Source organism: Streptomyces sp. NPDC029216 (assembly GCF_040648015.1).
Lineage (GTDB): Bacteria > Actinomycetota > Actinomycetes > Streptomycetales > Streptomycetaceae > Streptomyces.
On record NZ_JBEZWL010000009.1, the window covers coordinates 47,307 to 71,750 of the forward strand.

The 24,444-nt window shown below is 73.0% G+C and carries 20 protein-coding genes; 12 read left to right on the forward strand and 8 right to left on the reverse strand.

Going from position 1 to position 24,444, the window contains the following annotated elements:
- Positions 1–49: 49 nt before the first annotated feature.
- From AB0F18_RS05955 to AB0F18_RS05970, 4 genes are all read right to left on the reverse strand, one after another.
- Positions 50–664, reverse strand: a complete 615-nt coding sequence (locus AB0F18_RS05955; protein WP_362055415.1) for a DUF4126 domain-containing protein — start codon at positions 662–664, stop codon at positions 50–52.
- A 90-nt stretch (positions 665–754) separates the two neighbouring features.
- Complete coding sequence (locus tag AB0F18_RS05960) at positions 755–1,156, reverse strand: DUF3040 domain-containing protein (protein WP_362055416.1); 402 nt, start codon at positions 1,154–1,156, stop codon at positions 755–757.
- A gap of 292 nt (positions 1,157–1,448) precedes the next feature.
- The gene (locus AB0F18_RS05965; protein WP_362055418.1) at positions 1,449–2,207 is read right to left on the reverse strand and encodes a methyltransferase; all 759 of its coding nucleotides are present in this window, start codon (positions 2,205–2,207) and stop codon (positions 1,449–1,451) included.
- A gap of 77 nt (positions 2,208–2,284) precedes the next feature.
- The gene (locus AB0F18_RS05970; protein WP_362055420.1) at positions 2,285–2,767 is read right to left on the reverse strand and encodes an SAV_6107 family HEPN domain-containing protein; all 483 of its coding nucleotides are present in this window, start codon (positions 2,765–2,767) and stop codon (positions 2,285–2,287) included.
- Between the two features lie 194 nt (positions 2,768–2,961).
- Here AB0F18_RS05970 and AB0F18_RS05975 point away from each other — a divergent pair, with 194 nt between their 5' ends.
- From AB0F18_RS05975 to AB0F18_RS05985, 3 genes are read left to right on the forward strand one after another with little or no spacing between them, the layout of a single operon-like run.
- Positions 2,962–3,852, forward strand: a complete 891-nt coding sequence (locus AB0F18_RS05975) for an ATP-binding cassette domain-containing protein (RefSeq protein ID WP_362055422.1) — start codon at positions 2,962–2,964, stop codon at positions 3,850–3,852.
- Positions 3,824–5,917 (forward strand): YhgE/Pip domain-containing protein, encoded by a 2,094-nt coding sequence (locus tag AB0F18_RS05980; RefSeq protein WP_362055424.1) that lies wholly within the window; start codon positions 3,824–3,826, stop codon positions 5,915–5,917. The genes AB0F18_RS05975 and AB0F18_RS05980 overlap by 29 nt, the downstream gene beginning before the upstream one ends.
- Before the next feature lie 29 nt (positions 5,918–5,946).
- Entirely contained in the window at positions 5,947–6,573 is a 627-nt protein-coding gene (locus AB0F18_RS05985; protein ID WP_362055426.1) for a TetR/AcrR family transcriptional regulator, read from the forward strand.
- A 286-nt stretch (positions 6,574–6,859) separates the two neighbouring features.
- On the opposite strand, the gene AB0F18_RS05990 is transcribed toward AB0F18_RS05985, so the two are convergent.
- The 4 genes from AB0F18_RS05990 to AB0F18_RS06005 all read right to left on the reverse strand — a co-directional run bounded on the left by AB0F18_RS05990 (position 6,860) and on the right by AB0F18_RS06005 (position 12,380).
- Positions 6,860–9,271 carry a DUF3488 and transglutaminase-like domain-containing protein gene (locus tag AB0F18_RS05990; RefSeq protein ID WP_362055428.1) on the reverse strand — a complete coding sequence of 804 codons (2,412 nt, stop codon included), beginning with the start codon at positions 9,269–9,271 and terminating at the stop codon, positions 6,860–6,862.
- Positions 9,272–9,285: 14 nt separating this feature from the next.
- Positions 9,286–10,647, reverse strand: coding sequence for a DUF58 domain-containing protein (locus tag AB0F18_RS05995; protein WP_362055429.1), 1,362 nt, complete (start codon positions 10,645–10,647; stop codon positions 9,286–9,288).
- Positions 10,647–11,657 (reverse strand): MoxR family ATPase, encoded by a 1,011-nt coding sequence (locus AB0F18_RS06000; protein ID WP_362055431.1) that lies wholly within the window; start codon positions 11,655–11,657, stop codon positions 10,647–10,649. Before AB0F18_RS06000 ends, AB0F18_RS05995 begins: the two co-directional genes overlap by 1 nt.
- A 135-nt stretch (positions 11,658–11,792) precedes the next feature.
- A complete protein-coding gene (locus tag AB0F18_RS06005; RefSeq protein WP_362055433.1) occupies positions 11,793–12,380 on the reverse strand; it encodes a carbonic anhydrase in 588 nt (195 codons plus the stop codon).
- Between the two features lie 274 nt (positions 12,381–12,654).
- Here AB0F18_RS06005 and rsmH point away from each other — a divergent pair, with 274 nt between their 5' ends.
- From rsmH to murG, 9 genes are all read left to right on the forward strand, one after another.
- A complete protein-coding gene (gene rsmH / locus AB0F18_RS06010) occupies positions 12,655–13,614 on the forward strand; it encodes a 16S rRNA (cytosine(1402)-N(4))-methyltransferase RsmH (protein WP_362055435.1) in 960 nt (319 codons plus the stop codon).
- 68 nt (positions 13,615–13,682) lie between these two features.
- Positions 13,683–14,165 carry a hypothetical protein gene (locus AB0F18_RS06015; RefSeq protein WP_362055518.1) on the forward strand — a complete coding sequence of 161 codons (483 nt, stop codon included), beginning with the start codon at positions 13,683–13,685 and terminating at the stop codon, positions 14,163–14,165.
- Between the two features lie 144 nt (positions 14,166–14,309).
- Positions 14,310–16,253 carry a penicillin-binding protein 2 gene (locus AB0F18_RS06020; protein ID WP_362055520.1) on the forward strand — a complete coding sequence of 648 codons (1,944 nt, stop codon included), beginning with the start codon at positions 14,310–14,312 and terminating at the stop codon, positions 16,251–16,253.
- Positions 16,254–16,290: 37 nt separating this feature from the next.
- Positions 16,291–17,985 (forward strand): UDP-N-acetylmuramoyl-L-alanyl-D-glutamate--2,6-diaminopimelate ligase, encoded by a 1,695-nt coding sequence (locus tag AB0F18_RS06025; protein ID WP_362055437.1) that lies wholly within the window; start codon positions 16,291–16,293, stop codon positions 17,983–17,985.
- Positions 17,982–19,406, forward strand: a complete 1,425-nt coding sequence (murF, locus tag AB0F18_RS06030; protein ID WP_362055439.1) for a UDP-N-acetylmuramoyl-tripeptide--D-alanyl-D-alanine ligase — start codon at positions 17,982–17,984, stop codon at positions 19,404–19,406. Before AB0F18_RS06025 ends, murF begins: the two co-directional genes overlap by 4 nt.
- Positions 19,403–20,473, forward strand: coding sequence for a phospho-N-acetylmuramoyl-pentapeptide-transferase (mraY, locus tag AB0F18_RS06035; protein ID WP_362055441.1), 1,071 nt, complete (start codon positions 19,403–19,405; stop codon positions 20,471–20,473). Before murF ends, mraY begins: the two co-directional genes overlap by 4 nt.
- Positions 20,455–21,900 carry a UDP-N-acetylmuramoyl-L-alanine--D-glutamate ligase gene (murD, locus tag AB0F18_RS06040; protein ID WP_362055443.1) on the forward strand — a complete coding sequence of 482 codons (1,446 nt, stop codon included), beginning with the start codon at positions 20,455–20,457 and terminating at the stop codon, positions 21,898–21,900. Before mraY ends, murD begins: the two co-directional genes overlap by 19 nt.
- Before the next feature lie 68 nt (positions 21,901–21,968).
- Positions 21,969–23,330, forward strand: a complete 1,362-nt coding sequence (gene ftsW, locus AB0F18_RS06045; RefSeq protein ID WP_362055445.1) for a putative lipid II flippase FtsW — start codon at positions 21,969–21,971, stop codon at positions 23,328–23,330.
- Between the two features lie 6 nt (positions 23,331–23,336).
- Positions 23,337–24,428: an undecaprenyldiphospho-muramoylpentapeptide beta-N-acetylglucosaminyltransferase gene (murG, locus tag AB0F18_RS06050; protein WP_362055446.1), complete on the forward strand. Its 1,092-nt coding sequence runs from the start codon at positions 23,337–23,339 to the stop codon at positions 24,426–24,428.
- Positions 24,429–24,444: the final 16 nt, after the last annotated feature.

Here is a 24,444-nt window from a genome sequence, read left to right on the forward strand (position 1 = left end):
CGCTGAGCCTATCGAGCGAGCGCCGGGCCCATCGAGCGAGGTCAGCGGGTCAGTGCGGCGGGCCTCCTCGGACTGCTGCCATTCGCTTCTCCTCGCGGCGTTGGGCCCGGCGCCGGCGGAAGCGCCGGATCCGGCTCCAGAGGAAGACCAGTATCGCCAGGCCGGCGGCGAGCAGTACGGCCGCGATGACGGCGGCGGCCGTCGGGTGGAATATGGCGAAGGTGAGGATGCCGCCCACGCCGAGGTCCTCGGCGGTGCTCAGCGCGATGTTGCTGAACGGTTCGGGCGAGGTGTTGACGGCCATCCTGGTGCCGGCCTTGACGAGATGGCTGGCCAGCGCGGTGGAGCCGCCGAGGGCCCCGGCGGCGATGTCGGGGAGCGAGCCGCTCTGCCCGGCGAGGAGGGCGCCGACCACGGCTCCGGAGGCCGGGCGGATCACGGTGTGGACGGAGTCCCAGACGGAGTCCACGTACGGGATCTTGTCCGCGACCGCCTCGCACAGGAACAGCACCCCCGCCACGACGAGCACGTCGGTGCGCTGGAGGGAGGCCGGGACCTCGTCGGTCAGGCCGGTCGCGCCGAAGATGCCGAGCAGGAGGACCACGGCGTAGGCGTTGATCCCGCTGGCCCAGCCGCTGGTGAAGACCAGGGGGAGCACACTCACACCGGCATCATGCCGCAGCGGGACGGAAACGGTGAGGGGACGGCCCCCATCACGCGGCCGTCCCCTCACCGGACGGAATGGGTACGGGGGCTAATGCCCCTGTTCGTCCCGGCGGCGCTGCCACCGTTCCTCGATACGGGTCATCATCGACCGACGCTGCCGGTTCTGGCCACGGGCCGAACCGCCTGCACTTCCGGAGACGGGCTGCTCGCCGGGCTTGGGTGCCTTGCGCCAACCGGTGACCACGAGGACCGTACAGGCCAGCATGACGAGGAATCCCACCACGCTGATCCAGAGCACTTCCTGCCAGATCACACCGGTCATGAGGAGCGCGATACCCACCACAATGCCTGCGACTGCCTGGTATACCCGGCGCCGGGTGTACGTGCGCAGTCCACTGCCCTCAAGCGCTGTCGCGAACTTGGGGTCTTCGGCGTACAGCGCTCGCTCCATCTGCTCGAGCATTCGCTGCTCGTGCTCCGAGAGCGGCACGGGAGTCCTCCTCATCCGTCGGTCGCGGGGGGTAGCGACCAGGGGTCCCCTTCAGGATAGGCGGGGAATCGCCCCCGTGATACCCGCCCTCTACGCCACATTCTGCAAATCGCTGAGCGAGAAAACCACTGCGTGGACAACCACTGCGTGAAACGTACCGTCGCCAGCGCGGTCACTGAGGCGCTTATTCCCCAATGAGCGGTCCGCCATGCCGAGCGGTGTTCCGATCATACGGGTCACGGCGCGGGAACGGAGGGGTCTCGCTTGAGCCCGCCCGGGCCGGGTCCGCAGATCAGGCGGGCTTCTCGCCGAGGACGTGGAGCTGCGTGGCCACCGCGTGGAAGGCGGGCAGCTCGGCGGCGGCCTCCTCCAGGCGCTGCAGCGCCTCCACCGCGCCGGGTTCGGTGTCCACCAGGACGCCGGGCACGAGGTCGGCGAAGATCCGCACACCGTGCACGGAGCCGACCTCCAGGCCGGCTCCGGCGACGAGGTCCGTCAGCTGCTCGGCGGTGAAGCGGCGCGGCACCGGGTCGCCGGAGCCCCAGCGGCCGGCCGGGTCGGTGAGCGCGGTGCGGGCCTCGGTGAAGTGCCCGGCCAGGGCCCGCGCCAGGACGGCTCCGCCCAGGCCGGCGCCGAGCAGGCTGAGGACGCCTCCGGGGCGCAGCGCGGCGACGGCGTTGGCCACGCCCTCGGCCGGGTCGTCCACGTACTCCAGCACGCCGTGGCAGATCACCACGTCGTACGCGCCCTGCTCGACGACGTCCAGCAGGCCCTGGGCGTCGCCCTGGACCCCGCGCACCAGGTCGGCGACGCCTTCCTCGGCGACCCGGCGCTCCAGCCCGAACAGCGCGTTCGGGCTGGGGTCGACCACGGTCACCCGGTGGCCCAGCCGGGCCACGGGCACGGCGAACCGGCCGGTGCCGCCTCCGGTGTCGAGGACGTCCAGCACATCCCGCCCGGTCGCCTTGACCCGGCGGTCGAGGGCCTCCTTGAGGACCTCCCACACCACGGCGGTGCGGAGGGAGGCGCGGGGGCGGGAATTGTCCGACACGACTGATGACTCCTCGGTGGCGTGAGAGGCGGGAGGCGCTGCGTGCCCCACCCTATTGCCTCAGCCGACCGCGCAGCTCATCCCGCGTCCGGACGCTCCGGGCGGGGCTGCGGCAGGGGCTGCGCCACGGGCTGCAGGGCGAGCATCCGCTCCACCAGGCGCAGGAACATCCCGGCCTCGCGCACGAGGTCGTCCGCGTCCCGGCTGGTGGCCGCGTCCCGTATCCCCGCCTCGGCCCGGGCGCGGCGGGCCGCGCCGGAGGCGAACAGGGCGCTCCACTCGGTGAGCTCCGGCGCTATCTCCGGCAGCACCTCCCACGCGCTGCGGATCCGGGGCCGGCGCCTCGGGTTGACCGGCTCGGGCCTGCCGCGCGCGGCGAGCACCGCCGCGGCGGTGCGCAGGGCGGCGAGGTGGGCGGTGGCGTACCGCTCGTTGGGCCGGGGCAGCAGGGCGGCCTCGGCCAGGCCGCTGCGGGCCTTGGCGAGCAGGTCCAGGGCGGCCGGGGGCGCGGCCTGCCTGCGCGGGACGGGGTGGACAGGGGACGGGGACGGTGTGGCCATGACGAACCTCCTGTCGTTGCGTGGTGCTCGGCGGTGCCGGATGTGCGTGCGTTCGTGGATCCATCCTGACGGCCCCCACTGACAATCGCCCTGACCTGCACTTTTGCCCCCAAACTCCCCCTCCTGTGGGGCTCTTGGCCCCGAACCTGCTAGTTTTTGAACTGACTGGTCAGTTCAAAAGAAGGGGGAGGGGCGTGGACAGCCCGCACGGAGCCGCCGTCAAGGCCGAGGGCTTCGGACTCAAGGGCCCGCGCGGCTGGGCCTTCCGGGGCATCGGCATCGACGCGGAGCCCGGCTCGCTCATCGCGGTCGAAGGCCCCTCCGGCAGCGGCCGCACCTGCCTGCTCCTCGCCCTCACCGGGCGGATGAAACCCACCGAGGGCCACGCCGAGATCGGCCGCCACCGGCTGCCGAAGAAGATGGCCGCGGTACGCCGCATCACCGCCCTCGGCCCGGTCCCCGGCGTCAACGAGCTCGACCAGGCCCTCACCGTCGCCGAGCAGCTGCGCGAGGGCGCCATGCTCCAGCGCCGCTACGACGCCCCCCTCCGCACCCTGCTGCGCCCGCGCGGCGCGCACGGAGCCTCGGCCCCGGCCCGCATCGAGGAGGCCCTGGCCGCCGTCGGACTGGACCCGGCCACCCTGCCCAAGGGCCTGCGCACCTCCGTACGGGACCTGGAGCGGCTGGAGGGCATCCGGCTTTCGGTGGCCATCGCCCTGCTGGGCGCCCCCCGGCTGCTGGCCCTCGACGACCTCGACATCAAGCTCTCGGACGCCGAACGCGCCGAGGCCTGGGCCCTGCTCCGCTCGGTGGCCGCCCGCGGCACCACCGTCCTCGCGGTGTGCAGCGAGGCCCCGCAGGACGTGACGGTGCTCCGCACGGGCCCGACGGCCCAGGAGCAGCCCGCCGCCGGGCCGGCCGCCTCCGCGCCCGCCACCTCCCGCCCCGAGACCCCGAAGGTCACCTGGGGCACCCCGGCGGAAAAGGAAACCGACGCCGAAACCCGCACCGACAACGACGACGAAGACGCGGACGAAGACACGAAGGGGGCGGACGATGCGATCGCCGAAACTGGCCGCGCTTGAGCTGAAGAGGTTCGGTCGGGGGAAGCTGCCCCGGGCCGCCCTCGTCGCGCTGCTCCTGCTGCCCCTGCTCTACGGGGCCCTGTACCTGTGGTCGTTCTGGGACCCGTACAAGCGCCTCGACCAGGTGCCCGTCGCCCTCGTCAACGCCGACAAGGGTGCCACCGTCAACGGCGAGCACCTCGACGTCGGCGGTGAGATCACCAGGAACCTGCGCGAGCGCAAGACCTTCGACTGGCGCGTGGTCGACGCCGACGAGGCGGCGAAGGGGCTGGAGGACGGGAAGTACTTCCTCTCCCTGACCATGCCCGCCGACTTCAGCGAGAAGATCGCCTCCAGCGGCGGCGCCGACCCCACCACCGGGGCCCTCCAGGTCCGCACGAACGACGCCAACAACTACATCGTCGGCTCGATCTCGCGCACCGTCTTCTCCGAGGTCCGCTCGGCCGCCTCCGCCAAGGCCTCCCGCAAGTTCCTCGACAAGATCTTCGTCAACTTCTCCGACCTGCACGACAAGACCGCCGAGGCCGCCGACGGCGCCGACCAGCTCAAGGACGGCGCGGACAAGGCCCAGCAGGGCGCCAAGGACCTGGCCGACGGCCTCGACACGGCCAAGGAGAAGTCCGGCGAGCTCACCGGAGGCCTGAACAAGCTCAACGAGGCCGCCGGCAAGCTGGAGACCGGCTCCCGGCAGGTCGCCGAGGGCACCCAGAAGGTCGCCGACCTCGCGAACGGCGCCGCCGACAAGGCCCGTCCCTTCGTCAAGGACCCCAAGAACCTCGCGGACACCGCCAAGCTGGTCGCCGACACCGCCCGCGTCGTCAACAACCACCTCGACAAGGCCGTCGAGCGGGCCCCGGCCGCCGCCGCGGTCACCAAGCGCCTCTCGGGCCTCGCGGACTCCAACTACACCAAGTACTGCGCCAAGCCCGACCCCAAGCTCCCCGCGGGCTTCTGCGAGACGCAGAAGAAGATCAAGGACGACGCGGCCGAGGCCGCCCTGCTGACCGCCGACACGAACACCGTCCTCGGCAACGGCAAGGGCGACATCACCAAGCTCCGGGGCCAGCTGACCGACCTGGAGAACAAGGCCCGCGAGCTCGCCGACAAGGCCCCCGGCCTCGCCGGAGACCTCAACGCCGCGGTCGCCAAGGCCAACGCCCTCAACAGCGGCGCCCACCAGGTCGCCGACGGCATGGTCAAGCTGCACGCCGGCATCGGCACCGCCGCCGGCGGCTCCGGCAAGCTCGGCGAGGGCGTCGGCAAGCTCGGCGACGGCGCCCAGCAGCTCAACGGCGGCATGTTCAAGCTGGCCGACGGCACCGGCCAGCTCGCCGGCGGCCTCCACGACGGCGCCGGCAAGATCCCGGACTACGACCAGAAGCAGCGCGACGCCCGTACGCAGGTCATGGCCGACCCCGTCCAGCTCGCCAGCCAGGCCTCGCACAAGGCGCCCAACTACGGCACCGGCTTCGCCCCGTACTTCATCCCGCTCTCCCTCTGGGTCGGCGCGATGGTCGCCTACATGCTGATCGCCCCCATGAACAAGCGGGCCCTGGCCGCGGGCGCCTCGCCCTGGCGGATCGCCCTCGCGGGCTGGCTGCCCGTGGTCGGCCTCGGCGCCGCGCAGGTGGGCGCGCTGATGTCCGTACTCCACTGGGCCCCCGGCCTCGGCCTGCAGATGGCCCACCCGGCCCTGACCATCGGGTTCCTGGTGCTGGTCACCGCCTGTTTCGCGGCGATCGTCCAGTGGCTGAACGCCAAGTTCGGCGCGGCCGGCCGCATCCTGGTCCTCGCCGTCCTGATGCTCCAGCTGACCTCGGCGGGCGGCACCTACCCCGTCCAGACCAGCCCGGACTTCTTCAACGCGATCCACCCGTACCTGCCGATGTCGTACATCGTCGCGAGCCTGCGCCGCCTGATCACCGGCGGCGACCTCACCCCGGTGTGGCAGGGCGGCGCGGTCCTGCTGGCCTTCACGGCCGGGGCCCTGGCCCTCACCACGCTCGCCGCCCGCGGCAAGCAGGTGTGGACGATGGACCGGCTGCACCCCGAACTGAGCCTGTAAGGGGCTGTTGACCTGTGAGAATCAGCGCCATGGAAAGCAGCAGCACCACCGCCGGCGGGGCCCGGCGGCAGGCCACGCGACAGAAGCTGTACGAGGCGGCCGTCACCCTCATCGCGGAGCAGGGCTTCTCCGCGACCACGGTCGACGAGATCGCCGAGCGGGCGGGCGTGGCGAAGGGCACCGTCTACTACAACTTCGCGAGCAAGACCGAACTCTTCGAGGAGCTCCTGCGGCACGGGGTGGGGCTGCTGACCGCCTCGCTGCGGGCGGCGGCGGACGAGACGGAAGCGCGCGGCGGCAGCCGGATCGAGGCCCTCGACGCGATGATCCGGGCGGGCCTGGTCTTCATCGACCGCTACCCGGCCTTCACCCAGCTCTACGTCGCCGAGCTCTGGCGCACCAACCGCGCCTGGCAGGGCACCCTGATGGTGGTCCGGGGCCAGGCGGTGGCGGTCGTCGAGTCGGTGCTGCGGGAAGGGGTCGAGCGGGGGGAGCTCAGCGGGGAGATCGACGTGCCGCTGACGGCGGCCGCGCTGGTGGGGATGGTGCTGGTGGCCGCGCTGGACTGGCAGGCCTTCCAGAGCGAGCGCTCGCTGGACGACGTCCACTCCGCGCTGTCGCTGCTGCTGCGGGGCCGGGTCAGCGGGAGCCGGTGACCCCCGGTCGGCGGTGCCGTGGCCGCCGTCGGCGGCGTAGAACTGAGTATCCGTACTCAGCCGTACAGATGAGTACGGATACGGATGGGCTCCCACCTGCGGAAACAGCAGACTGGGGGTGCAGGACAAGGGCAGGTCGCCCCGCACCGCGGACACGGGGCCGCGGAGCGGGCCGGCTACCTGCCCGGTGAAACACACGCCGGTGCGTCCGGGCTCGGGGGGAACGAGCCCGGCCGCACCGGCGTTTTTCCGTCTCCCAGCCCCGCGCAGCGGCGCCCCCAGCGGCTCAGCCCCGGTTGCGGAGCGGGAGGCGTACGCGGCCGACGGCGCGGGAAAGGACCGCCGAGGCGGCCGACAGCCGAGCCGACACGGCGGAGCCGACCCGCGCCCCCGACCGCGGCAACAGCAGCGCCCGCAGGCGGGCGAACCGCCCGACCCCGGCCAGCAGCGCCGCCCGGGCCGCGAGGACGTCCGCCGCCAGCCCGGGGTACGAGACCTCCGCGCCGGGCGGGGCGTACAGCACCCGCTCCACCGCGCCCGCCACCCGGTGCACCGCCTCGGCGGCCTCACCCTCCAGCCGGCCCAGCACCACCACCCGGCCGGCCGCGCCGCGCGGCGACAGCGCCTCGTCCGGCGGGATGCCCACGTCCCAGGCGCAGTCGCCCAGCTCCCGCCAGGCCTGCGGCACACCGCCCGAGCCCAGCCGCCGCCCGCGTACCCGGCGGCGCCACAGCAGCGGCAGCAGCGGAAGCCCCAGCACCAGCAGCGCCACCGCGACCCAGCCCAGGACCGTGCCCGCCGACACCCCGCCGGAGCCCGACGCGGTGTTCTGCCCGGCCACCGGCCCGCCGCACTCGCCGAGCTTCTTCAGCTCCGGCGTGCAGGCGTCGGTCTGCGCGGACGGCATCGGCGCCGGAGCCGACGCCGACTGCGAGGGCAGCGCGGACGACGCGGACGGCTGCGGGGCCGGGGTGTCGGTGCGGCTGTAGTCCGGGACCGTGATGCCCGAGCGCGGCGTGGGCTCGAACCGGGTCCAGCCCACCCCCTCGAAGTACAGCTCCGGCCAGGCGTGCGCGTCCCGCATCGAGACGTTCACCGTGCCGTCGGACTGCTTCTCGCCCGGGGTGAAACCGACCGCGACCCGCGCCGGGATCCCCAGCGTCCGCGACATCGCCGCCATCGAGAAGGCGAAGTGGACGCAGAAGCCCTCCTTGTCCTCCAGGAAGCGGGCGATGGCCTGCGAACCCGTACCCGAGGACACCTTCGTGTCGTAGCGGAAGCCGCCGTTCACCGCGAAGAAGTCCTGGAGCTTCACCGCCCGCGTGTAGTCGTCCTTCGCGCCCTGCGTCACCCGCCGCGCCGTCTCCGCCACCACCGGCGGCAGGTTGTCCGGCAGCCTGGTGTACTCCCCGTGCACCGCCGGGTTCGCGGCCGGGGCCGACTGCAGCTGCGCCGCCGTGGGCCGCAGCAGCAGGCTCCGTACGGTGTACTGCGCGCCCTGCACGTTCTGGAAGCGGTCCTTGCCCAGCTGGTCGCCGACCAGGGTCCGGCCCACCGGCTCGAAGCGCCACTTTCCGCCGATGTCCACCTGCGTCGCCGGGTACGGCATCGGCAGGTAGCGCTGGGCGTAGCTGTCCGCCGCCGAGACCGTGGTGCGCACCTCGACCGCGTTCTCGCGGACCTGCTCGGCGAGCCCCGCCGGGTTCGGCAGCCGCTGCGGGACGTCCGTCAGCGGGCGGGCGGACGCCTCCCACTTGACCCCGTTGAACTCGTCGAGGGCCAGGATCCGCAGGTACTGCTCGGCGAGCTGCGGGCTGTCCGTGCGGTACTTCATGACGACCCGGTTGTCCTGCGCGTTCAGGCTGCTCTGCAGCGAGACCAGCGGGTTCACCGCGGAGATCGTCCCGCCGCCCCCGCCCGCCGCGGCGGAGTCCTCGCCCGGGGTTCCCAGCAGCCCGCCGCCGAGCGACGGCAGCGCGGCCGGCACCGCCAGCGCCAGGCCCAGCGCGACCGCGCCGATCCGGCGCCCGGTGCGTACGGGGGCCAGGGCGCGCGTGCCCCCGGCCCCGCCGGCGCCGTAGCCGGAGGCGGCCGAGGCGGGCGTACGGGCGTTGGGGGCCCCGCCGAAGACCCGGCCCCACTGGGCCAGCCGGTCGCGCCCCTCCGACAGCAGCATCATCAGGTAGCCCGCGCCGGCCAGCAGGAACGCGATCCAGGTCCGGCCGTGCCCGGCCGACAGCCCGGCGGCCACCGAGTACAGCGCCAGCAGCGGCAGACCGGCCGCCGCGGCCGTCCGCAGCGTCACCGCCAGCGCGTCCACCAGCAGCCCGATCAGCAGCACCCCGGACAGCAGCAGCAGCCGGATGCCGTCGGTCAGCGGCGCCGGTATGGCGAACTCGCCCACGTCCCGCACGCCCTGCTGGAACAGCCCGGCGAAGTCGGTGACCAGGAAGGCCAGCGGCCCGCTCCCGGTGGACTCGGCCTTCCCCGCGAAGAGGAAGGCGAGCAGCAGCAGCGACACCAGCAGCTGCGCGCCCACGGTCAGCGACCGGGCCAGCGGCACCCGCCGCGCCCCGGCGCCCACCGCGGCCTGCACGGCCAGCAGCAGGGCCGCCTGGACCAGCCAGCCGGAGGTCTCCACCAGCGGGGCCAGCGACCAGGAGGTCAGCAGCGTCGCCAGCGTTCCGAACAGCGTCACGCGCGTCCGCCCGCTCATCCCAGGCCTCCGGGTGTGTGCGTGCCGAGGGGGGCGTTCCCGGCCTGCCGCCACAGTTCGGCGAAGGCGGCGCCGGGCGGGACGGCCAGTGCCGTCCAGCCCGCGTCGCGCAGCCCGCGCAGCCGTTCCTCCACCCGCGAGGGCGCTCCGGCCCACAGTGCGGAGTCCAGTACGAACGCCACGGCGGCCGCGCTGCGCTGCCGCATCCGGGCCGCCATCTCGCTCTGTTCCTCGTCCAGGTCGCCGAAGAAGGCGACCAGCAGTCCGTCGCCGCCCGGGGAGCCGGAGCCCGGCCCGCCGCGCAGCGTGTCGTAGGCGCGGCTCAGGCCCGCGCCCTCGGAGTGGCCGACGATCGCGAGGGTGTCCATCATCAGCCCGGCCGCCTCGGCGGACTCCGGGCCCGAGCCGGAGGTTCCGCCGGCGAAGGCGCCGGCGCCGGGCACCGAGTCGCCGGTGTCGGTGAGCAGCCGCGCCGCGAAGCCCTGCTCCAGGACGTGCAGCAGGGTGGAGGCGGCGGCCGAGACCGCCCACTCGAACGCGGAGTCGGGGCCGGCGCCCTCGTAGGCGAGGTAGCGGGTGTCCAGCAGGACGGTGGCCTTGCTGCGCTGGGGCTGCTCCTCGCGGCGGACCATCAGCTCGCCGTAGCGGGCGGTGGAGCGCCAGTGGACCCGGCGCAGGTCGTCGCCGCGCCGGTAGGTGCGGGGGATCACGTCGTCCTCGCCGGCCAGGGCCAGGGAGCGGCGGGTGCCGTCGCCGTGGCCGCCCGCCTCGCCGGTCATCCGGACCGCGGGCAGGGGCTGGGTGCGCGGGACGACGGTGAGGGTGTCGTAGGCGGTGAAGGAGCGGGTCAGCTCGACCATCCCGAAGGGGTCGGTGAGCCGCAGCTGGAGGGGGCCCAGCGGGTAGCGGCCGCGCAGGTCGGAGCGGACCCGGTAGGACACCTCGCGGCGCCCGCCCTGCTCGACCCGGTCCAGTACGAAACGGGGCCGGGGCCCCAGCACGTAGGGCACCCGGTCCTGGAGCATCAGCAGCCCCGTGGGCATCCGGGAGACGTTCTCCAGCCGCAGCTGCACCCGGGCCTCGCCGCCGGCGGCCACCCGCGGCGGGGTCAGCCGGCGGCCGGCGGTGACCTGGTGGCGGGTGCGGTGCAGGGCCAGGACGCAGATCAGCGGCAGGACGACGAGCAGCAGCCCGACCCGCAGCAGCTGGCCCTGACCGAGGACGTACGCGCAGACGGCGGCGGCGGCCCCGGCGGCGAGGAACGAGCGGCCCCGGGTGGTGAGCCCGGACAGCGAGGCGCGCACCCCGCCGGGGTTCCGGGCGTGCCCGCCGGCGCCGTGCGGGGCACCGGCGGCCATCAGAAGCTCCGGGCGCCCGCGCCGGGCGGCACCTCGCCGCGGGTGTGCGCGGCGGGGACCGGCGTGCGCTGGAGGATGTCGTGGACGACCTGCTCGGCGGTGCGCCGGTTCAGCTGGGCCTGCGCGGTGGGCAGGAGCCGGTGCGCGAGGACGGGCGCGGCCAGCTGCTGGACGTCGTCGGGCAGCACGTATTCGCGGCCGGACAGGGCGGCGCCGGCCTTGACGGCGCGCAGCAGGTGCAGGGTGGCGCGGGGGGAGGCGCCCAGGCGCAGGTCCGGGTGGCTGCGGGTGGCGGAGACCAGGTCGACGACGTAGCGCTTGACCGGCGCGGCCACGTACACCTCGCGGACGGCCTCTATCAGCTTGACGATGTCGTGGGCGTGCGCGACGGCGGTGAGGTCGTCGAGCGGGGAGAGCCCGCCGTGCACGTCGAGCATCTCCAGCTCGGCCTCGGGGCTGGGGTAGCCGACGGAGACGCGGGCCATGAAGCGGTCGCGCTGGGCCTCGGGGAGGGGGTAGGTGCCCTCCATCTCGACCGGGTTCTGGGTCGCGACGACCATGAACGGGCTGGGCAGGGCGTAGGTGGTGCCGTCGATGGTGACCTGCCGCTCCTCCATGGACTCCAGCAGTGCCGACTGGGTCTTGGGGGAGGCGCGGTTGATCTCGTCGCCGATGACGATCTGGGCGAAGATCGCGCCCGGCTTGAACTCGAACTCGCGGCGCTGCTGGTCGTAGATGCTGACGCCGGTGATGTCCGAGGGCAGCAGGTCCGGGGTGAACTGGATGCGCTGGACCGAGCAGTCGATGGACTTGGCCAGGGTCTTGGCCAGCATCGTCTTGCCGACGCCGGGCACGTCCTCGATGAGCAGGTGGCCCTCGGCCAGCAGCACCGTCAGCGCGAGGCGGACGACCTCGGGCTTGCCCTCGATCACGCGCTCGACCGACTGGCGGACCCGCTCGGCCGTGCTGGTCAGATCAGCGAGGCTCGCTCGGTCGTCGTACGTGGTCACCTGTTCTCCTCGGCCCTTTCCCAGGGCCGACGCCCTTGGCGCATGGACCGGCCCACCCCGAAACACGGACACCGCCACGGAGGGGTGCCGGGCGACGTCTCACCGCATTCTTGACGGCGTCCGGCGCTCTGTCACTCAGGTGGCCGGATCGATCTCCCGCAGGAGCCCGGTGTGCACGTCGAAGACGAAGCCTCGCACATCGTCCCGGTGGGGCAGGAAGGGGTTCGTACGAACCCGCTGCATGGACTGGCGCACGTCCTGGTCCACGTCGCGGAAGGCCTCGACGGCCCAGGCGGGGCGCTGGCCGACCTCGTCCTCCAGCTCGTGCCGGAAGTCCTCGGTCAGGCTTTCGAGACCACATCCCGTGTGGTGGATCAGTATCACGGCCCGGGTGCCCAGGGCGCGCTGGCTGATGGTGAGCGAGCGGATGGTGTCGTCGGTGACCACGCCGCCCGCGTTGCGGATGGTGTGGCAGTCGCCGAGCTCCAGGCCGAGGGCCTTGTGCAGGTCGAGGCGGGCGTCCATGCAGGCCACGACGGCCACGTGCAGGACGGGCCGGGCGTCCATGCCCGGGTCGGTGAACGCGGCTGCGTAACGGCGGTTGGCCGCGACGAGCCTGTCCGTGACGGACTCGCCGCCGGATGCCGTGGGCGCGGGGTGTGCGGGCAGGGATGCGGATGTCGTCATGGATACGACGTTAGTGGTCACAGCCCGCCCGGGCATGGGGTGAGGAGGGACAAAGAAGGTCAACAATGCTTGTTGTGAGCTAACCCACAGGAGTGAGACGGAGGCCGCTGTCCGGGTGATTCACGGCTTTTGCGGGTGCGGCCGGGGAAGGGCGCACCGCGTGCGGGGCGGTTCGTTGACCGGGGCGGGCGTTGCACTAAAGTGACGCGAACCGGCCGGAGCCCGGCCCCACCGGCCGCCCGGCCCCCTGGTAACACTCCGCGTGCGCGGCGCGGCGTATGCCTGCCGCGCCGTTATCTGAGAGGGCGCTTTGACTAGCGAGTCCCGACATGTCCCGGTGATGCTCCAGCGGTGCCTGGACCTGTTGGCCCCGGCGCTGGAGAGGCCGGGGGCCGTCGTCGTCGACTGCACCCTCGGCCTCGGCGGCCACAGCGAGGCCCTGCTGACCCGGTTCCCCGAGGTACGCCTGATCGGCCTGGACCGCGACAAGGAGGCCCTGCGGCTCTCCGGCGAGCGCCTCGCCCCCTTCGGCGACCGGGCCACCCTCGTCCACGCGATCTACGCCGACCTCGCCGAGGTCCTCGACGGCCTGGGGCTGCCGACGGTCCAGGGCATCCTCTTCGACCTCGGCGTCTCCTCCATGCAGCTCGACGAGGCCGACCGCGGGTTCGCCTACGCCCAGGACGCCCCGCTGGACATGCGCATGGACCAGACGACCGGCATCAGCGCCGCCGAGGTCCTCAACACCTACGCCCCCGGCGAGCTCGTCCGCATCCTGCGCCAGTACGGCGAGGAGAAGCAGGCCAAGCGGATCGTCTCCGCGATCGTGCGCGAGCGCGAGAAGGAGCCCTTCACCAACAGCGCCCGCCTGGTCGAGCTGATCCGCGACGCGCTGCCCCAGGCGGCCAAGCGCACCGGCGGCAACCCCGCCAAGCGGACCTTCCAGGCCCTGCGCATCGAGGTCAACGGGGAGCTGGCCGGACTGGAGCGGGCCATCCCGGCCGCGGTCGACCGGATCTCGGTCGGCGGGCGGATCGCGGTCCTCTCCTACCACTCCCTGGAGGACCGGCTCGTCAAGCAGGTCTTCGCGGCCGGCGCCACCTCCACGGCCCCGCCCGGGCTGCCCGTCGTACCGGAGAAGTACCAGCCGAAGCTGAAGCTGCTCACGCGCGGCGCGGAACTGCCCACGGAGGAGGAGATCGCCGAGAACCGGCGGGCCGCCCCGGCCCGGTTCCGTGGCGTCGAGCGCATCCGCGAGGCGCGGCTGTGACCAAGGCCGGGAAGGCGGCGGGGAGGGCCGGGAAGGTGGCCACGCTGACCCGCGGGCAGGCGGCCCGCCTGGTACGGGGCGGCCGGCCCGGCGGGCCCCGCACCGGCTCCGGCGGCACCCGGCAGGCGGCGAAGATGCCGTTCGTGCTGCTGGTCGTGGCACTGCTGGCCGGGGGCCTGATCAGCCTGCTGCTGCTGAACTCGGCGCTCAACCAGGGGTCCTTCCAGCTGAGCAAGCTGAAGAAGGAGACCACCGCGCTGACCGACGAGCAGCAGGCGCTCCAGCGGGACGTCGACGGGTACTCCGCCCCCGACGCCCTCCAGCGGCGGGCCCGCGAGCTGGGCCTGGTGCCCGGCGGCAGCCCCGTCTTCCTCGGGCCCGACGGGAAGACCGCCGGCAGCCCGGTGGTGGCGGAGGCCCCGCCGCCGCCGTCCCCGGCCCCCTCCTCCGCGCCGCCCGCGCCCGTCCCGGCCGCCACGCAGAACCCGGACGGTCCGGTCCAGCCCGCCGCGAGCGGGACCCCGCAGCCCACCCCGACCCCAGGCAGGTGACGCAGTGACGCGGACCCCGAGCTCCGCCCGGTTCCCTGCGGGGCGGGCTGGAAAACCGGGCGGCAGCCCCGGGTCGCCCACGCGGCCGCCCCTGGCCCATGGCGGGCCGGTGTCGCGACAGGCGGCGGGCGCGTGAGCGCCAGGGTGCCGGGGCCGGGCAGGCCCCGGACCGGTGGCCGGGTCGGCGCGCAGCGCACCCCGCACACCATCCGGCTCGGCAACCCGCGGCCCCGGCTGCGCCTCGTCGGCGTCGGGCTCACCCTCGTGATGCTCGCCTTCGTCGTCCGGCTCCTCCAGGTGCAGGCCGTCGACGCCTCCGCGTACTCCGCCAAGGCCACCGAGAACCGCTTCGCCAGCTACCGCCTGGCCGCCGAGCGCGGGGAGATCACCGACCGCAAGGGCGTCGCCCTGGCCACCAGCGTCGACGCGTACGACATCACCGCCGACCCGAAGATGTTCACCCCCCAGGAGAGCAAGGCCCCCGACGCCCCCGAGCAGGCCGCCGCCCTCCTCGCGCCCATCCTCGGCAAGGACGCCAAAGAGCTCGCCGCCCGGCTGAAGACCAAGGACACCCGCTACGTGGTCCTGGCCCGCCGGCAGACCCCCCAGGTCTGGAACCAGATCAAGGACCTCAAGAAGCTCTTCGCCGACAAGGCGGCCGCCGACAAGCGCAACAACGGCCCCGGCGCCAACGTCATCGCCGGCGTGTTCAACGAGAACAGCAGCAAACGCGTGTACCCGAACGGCGACCTCGCCGCCGGGATACTGGGCTACGTCAACGCCGAGGGCAAGGGCGGCGGCGGCCTGGAGTCCGCCCTCGACAAGAAGCTGACCGGCAAGGACGGCGAGATCACCTACGCCCAGTCCGGCGGCCGCCGCGTGCCCACCGCCGGCTCCCACGAGAAGCCCGCCGTGCCCGGCGACGACATCGAGCTGACCATCGACCGCGACATCCAGTGGGCCGCGCAGAGCGCCATCACCGAGCAGGTCGAGAAGTCCGGCGCCGACCGCGGCTACGTCGTCGTCCAGGACACCCGCACCGGCGAGGTCCTCGCCATGGCCAACGCCCCCGGCTTCGACCCCAACGACCTCAGCCGGGCCAGCTCCGCCGCCATGGGCAACGCCGCCCTCCAGGACGTCTACGAGCCCGGCTCCACCGCCAAGGTGGTCTCGATGGCCGCCGTCCTGGAGGAGAAGAAGGCCACCCCCGACACCCACGTCGAGGTCCCCAACCGGCTGCACCGCGGCGACCGGCTCTTCAAGGACGACGTCGACCACCCCACCTGGTACCTGACCCTCAACGGGGTCCTCGCCAAGTCCTCCAACATCGGCACCATCCTGGCCACCGGCCAGCTCGGCGCCACCCAGCCCGAGGCCAACAAGGTCCTGTACTCCTACCTGGACAAGTTCGGCATCGGACGGCCCACCGGCCTGAACTACCCCGGCGAGTCCCGCGGCATCCTCGCCAAGCCGGAGGCCTGGTCCACCTCGCAGCAGTACACGATCCCCTTCGGCCAGGGCCTGTCCCTCAACGCCATGCAGGCCGCCTCCGTCTACTCGACGATCGCCAACGGCGGGGTCCGCATCACCCCGACCCTGGTGCGCGGCAGCAAAGGACCCGACGGCCGCTTCACGCCGGCCCCGGCGCCCGAACAGACCCGCGTGATCAGCCAGGGGACCGCCAAGACCCTCTCCGAGATGCTCGAATCCGTGGTCGACGACCAGGAGGGCACCGGAACCAAGGCGAAGATCCCCGGCTACCGGGTCGGCGGCAAGACCGGCACCTCCAACCGGGTGGATCCGGCCACCGGCCGCTACAAGGGCTACACCGCCTCCTTCGCCGGCTTCGCCCCCGCCGACAACCCGCGGATCACCGTCTACTGCGCGATCCAGAACCCCACCAAGGGCAGCTACTTCGGCGGCCAGATCTGCGGCCCGATCTACAAGACGGTCATGGAGTTCGCACTCAAGACCCTCCAGGTCGCGCCCACCGGAAAGGCCCCCGCGGGCCTCCCGGTGACCTACGGATCCGCTCCGCCGCCCGCCGCCCCGAACAGCGCGCAGCCCAGTCCGCAGCCCGGACAGTGAACCGACCCTCCCACCACCCACGCGTGAGGCTCCATCAGTGACAACGATCACCCCGAAACCCGGGAACCAGACGGCCGAAGCCGCCCAGGACGGGCCCTCGCTTCGCGAGCGGCCCGCCGCGCCCGGTACGCTCACCGCCGTGCCCCACGCTGATCAGCCCAGAACCGCCCAGAAAGACGCCCCGGCAGCGCCGCCGGGAGCGCCCCGGCCCGTGAACGCCCGCCCGACCCCCCTGGGCGAGCTGGCCGGCCTCCTGGGTCTGCCCGAGTCCGGCGCCGCTCAGATCACCGGCATCACGCACGACTCCCGTGCCGTGCGCCCCGGCGACCTGTACGCGGCCCTGCCCGGCGCCCGGCTGCACGGCGCCGACTTCGCCGCCCAGGCGGCCGCCCTCGGCGCCGCCGCCGTGCTGACCGACCCGCAGGGCGCCGAACGCGCCGCCGCGACCGGCCTGCCCGTCCTGGCCGTCGCCGACCCGCGCGGCCGGATGGGCGAGCTCGCCGCCGAGATCTACGCCCGCCCCGGCGAAGCCCTGCTCCAGCTCGGCATCACCGGCACCTCCGGCAAGACCACCACCGCCTACCTCGTCGAGGGCGGGCTGCGCGCGGCGGGCAAGACCACCGGACTGGTGGGCACCGTCGAGATGCGCATCGGCGACGAGCGCATCAAGTCCGAGCGCACCACCCCCGAGGCCACCGACCTCCAGGCCCTGTTCGCCGTCATGCGCGAACGCGGCGTCGAGGCCGTCGCCATGGAGGTCTCCAGCCACGCCCTGGTGCTGGGCCGGGTCGACGGCTGCGTCTTCGACGTCGCCGTCTTCAACAACCTCAGCCCGGAGCACATGGAGTTCCACTCCGACATGGAGGACTACTTCCAGGCCAAGGCACAGCTCTTCACCGAGCGCCGCGCCCGCCTGGGCGTGGTCAACGTCGACGACGAGTACGGACGCCGCCTCGCCAAGGAGTCGCCGATCCCGGTCGTCACCTTCTCGGCCGCCGGGGACCCGGCCGCCGACTGGCGCGCCCAGGACGTGGTCAGCGGCCACATGGACTCCACCCTGACCCTGGTCGGGCCGGAAGGACAGCGCGTACGGGCCAAGGCCCCGCTGCCCGGCCCGTTCAACGTCGCCAACACCGTCGCCGCCGTCGTCACCCTCGCCGCCGCCGGACTCGACCCGCAGACCGCCGCCGACGGCGTCGCCGCGGTTCCGGGCGTCCCCGGCCGGCTGGAGCGGGTCGACGCGGGACAGCCGTACCTGGCCGTCGTCGACTACGCCCACAAGACGGACGCCGTCGAGTCCGTGCTGCGCGCCCTGCGCGAGGTCACCGCCGGAAAGCTGCACATCGTGCTCGGCTGCGGCGGCGACCGCGACACCACCAAGCGCGGCCCGATGGGCGCCGCGGCGGCCCGGTACGCCGACACCGCCGTCCTGACCTCCGACAACCCACGCTCCGAGGACCCGCTGAAGATCCTCGCCGCGATGTTCGAGGGCGCCGTCTCCGTCCCCGCCGAGGAGCGCGCCGCCGTCCTCGTCGACGCCGACCGGGCCGCGGCCATCGCCGCCGCCGTCGCGCGCGCCGAGGCCGGCGACACCGTGCTCGTCGCGGGCAAGGGCCACGAGCAGGGCCAGGACACCGCGGGCGTCGTACGCCCCTTCGACGACCGCGCCGTGCTCCGCGCCGCCATCGAGAACCAGCAGCTCAGCGTCCGACAGGCCGAGGTGGACCAGTGATCGCCCTTTCCCTCGCCGAGATCGCCGACATCACCGGCGGGCGGCCCCACGACATACCGGATCCCTCCGCGACGGTCAGCGGCCCGGTCGTCATCGACTCCCGTCAGGTGGAGCCCGGCAGCCTCTTCGCCGCCTTCGCGGGCGAGCACGTCGACGGCCACGACTACGCCGAGCGCGCGGTCGCCGCCGGCGCCGCCGCCGTCCTGGCCGCCCGGCCCGTCGGCGTCCCCTCGATCGTGGTCGAGGACGTGGAGAGGGCGCTCGGCGCCCTCGCCCGTGCCGTCGTCGGCCGGCTCGGCACCGACGTGGTCGCACTGACCGGCTCGGCCGGCAAGACCTCCACCAAGGACCTGATCGCCCAGGTGCTCCAGCACCACGCCCCCACCGTGTGGACGCCGGGCTCCCTCAACAACGAGATCGGCCTGCCGCTCACGGCCCTGAAGGCCACCGCGGAAACCCGGCACCTGGTCCTGGAGATGGGCGCCCGAGGCATCGGCCACATCGCCTACCTCACCGGTCTGACCCCGCCGCGCATCGGCCTCGTCCTGAACGTCGGCACCGCCCACATCGGCGAGTTCGGCGGCCGCGAGGCCATCGCCCGGGCCAAGGGGGAGCTGGTCGAGGCCCTGCCGTCGGAGGCCGACGGCGGGGTCGCCGTCCTCAACGCCGACGACCTGCTGGTGCGCGCGATGGCCACCCGCACGAAGGCCCGTACGGTCCTCTTCGGCGAGGCCGAGGACGCGGACGTACGCGCCACCGAAGTGCGGATGACGCCCGCGGGACAGCCCTCCTTCACACTCCACACACCGACCGGGTGCAGCGATGTGACCTTGCGCCTGTACGGTGAGCACCACGTGTCGAACGCGCTCGCCGCGGCCGCCGTCGCCCATGTCCTGGGCATGCCAGTCGAGGAGATCGCCACCGCGCTCTCCGGGGCGGGCACCCTGTCCCGGTGGCGCATGGAGGTCACCGAGCGGGCGGACGGCGTCACGATCGTCAACGACGCCTACAACGCGAACCCCGAATCCATGCGGGCCGCCCTGCGCGCACTGGCCGCGATGGGCGGCGCCGGCAAGGAGGGCGGGGGACGTACGTGGGCGGTGCTCGGTCCCATGGCCGAGCTCGGTGACGCGTCGCTGGCCGAGCACGACGCGGTGGGGCGGCTTGCCGTCCGGCTCAACGTGAGCAGGCTCGTGGCAGTCGGGGGCAGGGAAGCGTCCTGGCTGCAGCTGGGCGCATATAACGAGGGTTCGTGGGGTGAGGAGTCGGTGCTCGTGTCCGACGCGCAGGCGGCTGTCGACCTGTTGCGCAGTGAACTGCGCCCGGGGGACGTCGTGCTGGTGAAGGCTTCCAGGTCGGTCGGTCTGGAGCGGGTGGCGCTGGCGCTGCTCCAGGGCGAGGGCGAGGTTGCCGGCCGATGAGGCAGATCCTGTTCGCCGGTGTCATCGGCATGTTCTTCACCGTCATCGGCACCCCGCTGCTGATCAAGCTGCTGGCCCGCAAGGGCTACGGCCAGTTCATCCGCGACGACGGCCCGCGCGGCCACGCCGGCAAGAAGGGCACGCCCACCATGGGCGGTATCTCCTTCATCCTGGCCACGCTCATCGCATACGCCCTGACGAAGGTCATCACAGGCGAGGAGCCGTCCTTCTCGGGCCTGCTGGTCCTGTTCCTGATGGCGGGCATGGGCCTGGTCGGCTACCTCGACGACTACATCAAGATCGTCAAGCGGCGCTCGCTCGGTCTGCGCGCCAAGGCCAAGATGGCCGGCCAGCTGATCGTCGGCATCGCCTTCGCGGTGCTCGCGCTCCAGTTCAAGGACTCGCGCGGGCTCGCCCCGGCCTCGACCAAGCTCTCGTTCGTCACGGACTTCGGCTGGGCCATCGGCCCGGTGCTGTTCGTGGTCTGGGCCCTGTTCATGATCCTGGCCATGTCCAACGGCGTGAACCTGACCGACGGTCTGGACGGCCTCGCCACCGGCGCCGCCGTGATGGTCTTCGGCGCCTACACCTTCATCGGCGTCTGGCAGTTCCAGGAGTCCTGCGCCAACGCGGCGACCCTGACCAATCCGAACGCCTGCTTCGAGGTCCGAGACCCACTGGACCTCGCGGTCGTCGCCTCCGCCCTCATGGGAGCCTGCTTCGGCTTCCTGTGGTGGAACACCTCGCCCGCCAAGATCTTCATGGGCGACACCGGCTCGCTCGCGCTCGGCGGCGCGCTCGCGGGTCTCGCCATCTGCTCCCGCACGGAGTTCCTGATGGCCCTCCTCGGCGGCCTCTTCGTGCTCATCACGATGTCGGTCGTCATCCAGGTCGGCTCCTTCAAGCTGACCGGCAAGCGAGTCTTCCGAATGGCCCCGCTCCAGCACCACTTCGAACTCAAGGGCTGGTCCGAAGTCCTCGTCGTGGTCCGCTTCTGGATCATCCAGGGCATGTGCGTGATCGTGGGTCTCGGCCTCTTCTACGCGGGATGGGCAGCGGACAAGTGACCCCCTGGCAGGACCGGAACATCACCGTCGCCGGCCTCGGCGTGAGCGGCATCAGCGCCGCCCGCGCCCTGGCCGGCCTCGGCGCCGTCGTGACCGTCGTCGACGGCGGCGACAGCGAGGGCCACCGGGCCCGCGCCGCCGAGCTGGAGGCGGAGGCCAAGGGCGTCACCGTGCGCCTGGGCGACGCCGAGACCCTCCCCGAGGGCACCGAGCTCGTCGTCACCTCGCCCGGCTGGAAGCCCGACAGCCCGCTGTTCGCGGCCGCCGCCGCGGCCGGGGTGGACGTCGTGGGCGACGTCGAGATCGCCTGGCGGCTGCGCGGCGAGAACGCCGCCCCCTGGCTCGCGATCACCGGCACCAACGGCAAGACCACCACCACCCAGATGCTGGCCTCGATCCTGCGGGCGGCCGGTCTGAAGACCGCGGCCGTCGGCAACATCGGCACCCCCATCATCGACGTGGTCACCGGCGAGGAGACGTACGACGTCTTCGCCGTGGAACTCTCCAGCTACCAGCTGCACTGGGCGCCCTCCGTACGGGCCCACTCGGCGGCCGTGCTCAACCTGGCCCCGGACCACCTCGACTGGCACGGCTCCATGGAGGCGTACGCCGCCGACAAGGGCCGCATCTACGAGGGCAACACGGTCGCCTGCGTCTACAACGTCGCCGACCCGGCCACCGAGCGGCTGGTCGAGGAGGCCGACGTCGAGGAGGGCTGCCGGGCCATCGGCTTCACCCTCGGCGCCCCCGCCCCCTCCATGCTCGGCGTGGTCGACGGGATCCTCGTCGACCGGGCGTTCGTGCAGGACCGGCAGAAGAACGCGCAGGAGCTGGCGCACGTCGACGACGTCAACCCGCCCGCCCCGCACAACATCGCCAACGCCCTCGCCGCGGCCGCCCTGGCCCGCGCCTTCGGCGTCGAGCCGCGCGCCGTGCGCGACGGGCTGCGCGACTTCCGCCCCGACGCGCACCGCGTGGCGTACGTGGACGAGGTCGACGGGGTCCGCTACGTCGACGACTCCAAGGCCACCAACACCCACGCGGCCGAGGCCTCCCTGGCGGCCTTCGAGCCGGTCGTCTGGATCGCCGGCGGCCTCGCCAAGGGCGCGACCTTCGACGAGCTCGTGCAGAAGTCCGCGAAGCGGCTGCGCGGCGTGGTGCTCATGGGCGCCGACCGGGCGCTGATCGCCGAGGCGCTGGCGCGACACGCGCCCGAGGTCCCGGTGACCGACCTCGAACGGACCGACACTGGGGCGATGCTCGCAGCGGTCCGGGAGGCGGCCCGGCTCGCGGAACCCGGGGACACCGTCCTGCTGGCACCCGCGTGCGCCTCGATGGACATGTTCGCGAACTACAACAAGCGGGGCGACGCGTTCGCCGACGCGGTGCGCGAACTCGCCTCCGGGAGCGCCGCGGACCCGGCCTAGCCGAGGGCGCCCGACAGGTTCCCTCCGGCCGGCTGCTCGCCCCGTACGAGTGGAGGGGAAGATCACAGATGCCGGCCAGACAGATGCTGCCGGGACGGCGGCCCCCCGCCGTCAAGGCGCAGGGCCGCAAACGTCCCGCCCCCGCCGACCGGCGGCCCGCCCGGCGCGGGCCGCTGGAGCGGCTGCGGCGTACGCGGCGGCAGTTGACGAAGGCCTGGGACCGCCCGCTCACGGCGTATTACCTGATTTTCGGCAGCTCGCTGCTCATCACCGTGCTCGGCCTGGTGATGGTCTACTCGGCGTCCATGATCAAGGCCCTCCAGCTGGGCCTGGGGGACGCCTACTTCTTCAAGAAGCAGTTCCTGGCCGCCGTCATCGGCGGCGTCCTCCTGTTCGCCGCCTCGCGCATGCCGGTCAAACTCCACCGCGCGCTGTCGTACCCCGTGCTCGCCGGCACCCTGTTCCTGATGGTCCTGGTCCAGGTCCCCGGGATAGGGATCTCCATCAACGGCAACCAGAACTGGATCTCCCTGGGCGGCCCCTTCATGCTCCAGCCCAGCGAGTTCGGCAAGCTGGCGCTGATCCTGTGGGGCGCCGACCTGCTGGCCCGCAAGGGCGACAAGGGGCTGCTGACCCAGTGGAAGCACCTGTTGGTGCCGCTCGTCCCGGTCGCCTTCCTGCTCCTCGGACTGATCATGCTCGGCGGGGACATGGGCACCGCGATGATCCTCGGAGCCGTCCTGTTCGGCCTGTTGTGGCTCGCCGGGGCGCCCACGCGGATGTTCGTCGGCGTGCTCGTCTTCGCGGGTGTGATCGTCGCACTGCTCATCAAGACCAGCCCCCACCGCATGGACCGGCTCGCCTGCATCGGGGCGACCGAACCGGGCAGGAACGACCTCTGCTGGCAGGCCGTGCACGGGATCTACGCCCTCGCGTCCGGCGGATGGTTCGGTTCCGGTCTGGGTGCGAGTGTGGAAAAATGGGGGCAACTGCCCGAAGCCCATACCGACTTCATCTTTGCCATCACCGGTGAGGAACTGGGCCTGGCGGGGACGCTGTCGGTGCTCGCCCTGTTCGCGGCCCTAGGCTATGCGGGTATCCGCGTGGCCGGACGCACGGAGGACTCCTTCGTACGGTATGCCGCGGGAGGCGTGACCACCTGGATCACGGCCCAGGCCGTGATCAACATCGGTGCGGTGCTCGGTCTGCTGCCGATCGCAGGGGTACCCCTCCCGCTGTTCTCCTACGGGGGGTCCGCCCTGCTGCCGACCATGTTCGCGGTCGGGCTGCTCATCGCGTTCGCGAGGGAGGAGCCGGCGGCGCGCGCGGCGCTCGCGATGCGAAAGCCGGGAGCCGGCTGGAGGCGGAGCGGGCCGATATGGAAGTCGATGAGACGGCGCGTCAAGAGGCGTCCGTCCGGAGAGCGGTGAATTTCGGTGCATGTCGTACTCGCCGGTGGGGGGACCGCCGGCCACATCGAGCCGGCGCTCGCCCTCGCGGATGCCCTGCGCAGGCAGGACCCGACCGTGGGCATCACCGCCCTCGGCACGGAACGCGGCCTTGAAACCCGCCTCGTACCGGAGCGCGGCTACGAACTGGGACTCATCCCCGCCGTGCCGCTGCCGCGCAAGCCCACCCCGGAGCTGATCACCGTCCCCGGGCGGCTGCGCGGCACCATCAAGGCCGCCGAGGAGATCCTCGTACGCACCAAGGCCGACGTGGTCGTCGGCTTCGGCGGCTACGTGGCCCTGCCCGGCTACCTCGCCGCCAAGCGGCTCGGGGTGCCGATCATCGTCCACGAGGCCAACGCCCGGCCCGGACTGGCCAACAAGATCGGCTCCCGCTACGCACACGCCGTCGCCGTCTCCACCCCCGACAGCAAGCTGCGCGGCGCCCGCTACGTGGGCATCCCGCTGCGCCGCTCCATCTCCACCCTCGACCGGGCCGCCGTCCGCCCCGAGGCGCGGGCCGTGTTCGGCCTGGACCCCAACCTGCCGACGCTGCTCGTCTCCGGCGGCTCGCAGGGCGCCCGCCGCCTCAACGAGACCATCCAGCAGGCCGCGCCGACCCTCCAGCGCTCCGGGATCCAGATCCTGCACGCGGTCGGCCCGAAGAACGAACTGCCGCGTGTCGACAACATGCCCGGGATGCCGCCCTACGTCCCGGTACCGTACGTGGACCGGATGGACCTCGCGTACGCCGCCGCCGACATGATGCTGTGCCGCGCGGGCGCGATGACCGTCGCCGAACTCTCCGCCGTCGGACTGCCGGCCGCCTACGTACCGCTGCCCATCGGCAACGGCGAACAGCGGCTCAACGCCCAGCCGGTGGTCAAGGCCGGCGGCGGCCTCCTCGTCGACGACGCGGAACTGACGCCCGACTGGGTGCTCGGCCAGGTCCTGCCGGTGCTGTCCGATCCGCACCGCCTGTACGAGATGTCCCGCGCCGCCGCCGAGTTCGGCCGCCGGGACGCCGACGATCTCCTCGTCGGCCTCGTCTACGAGGCGGTCGCGGCCGCACGCGGTTGACCGCAGACCCAGGAGG

Bases quoted from the DNA above. Each gene is read 5' to 3' on its own strand.
- mraY (WP_362055441.1), top strand. From the start codon at position 19,403: ATGAGGCAGATCCTGTTCGCCGGTGTCATCGGCATGTTCTTCACCGTC.
- AB0F18_RS05970 (WP_362055420.1), bottom strand. From the start codon at position 2,767: ATGGCCACACCGTCCCCGTCCCCTGTCCACCCCGTCCCGCGCAGGCAG.
- murD (WP_362055443.1), top strand. From the start codon at position 20,455: ATGGGCAGCGGACAAGTGACCCCCTGGCAGGACCGGAACATCACCGTC.
- AB0F18_RS05995 (WP_362055429.1), bottom strand. From the start codon at position 10,647: ATGGCCGCCGGTGCCCCGCACGGCGCCGGCGGGCACGCCCGGAACCCC.
- AB0F18_RS05985 (WP_362055426.1), top strand. From the start codon at position 5,947: ATGGAAAGCAGCAGCACCACCGCCGGCGGGGCCCGGCGGCAGGCCACG.
- ftsW (WP_362055445.1), top strand. From the start codon at position 21,969: ATGCCGGCCAGACAGATGCTGCCGGGACGGCGGCCCCCCGCCGTCAAG.
- AB0F18_RS06005 (WP_362055433.1), bottom strand. From the start codon at position 12,380: ATGCCCGGGCGGGCTGTGACCACTAACGTCGTATCCATGACGACATCC.
- AB0F18_RS05980 (WP_362055424.1), top strand. From the start codon at position 3,824: ATGCGATCGCCGAAACTGGCCGCGCTTGAGCTGAAGAGGTTCGGTCGG.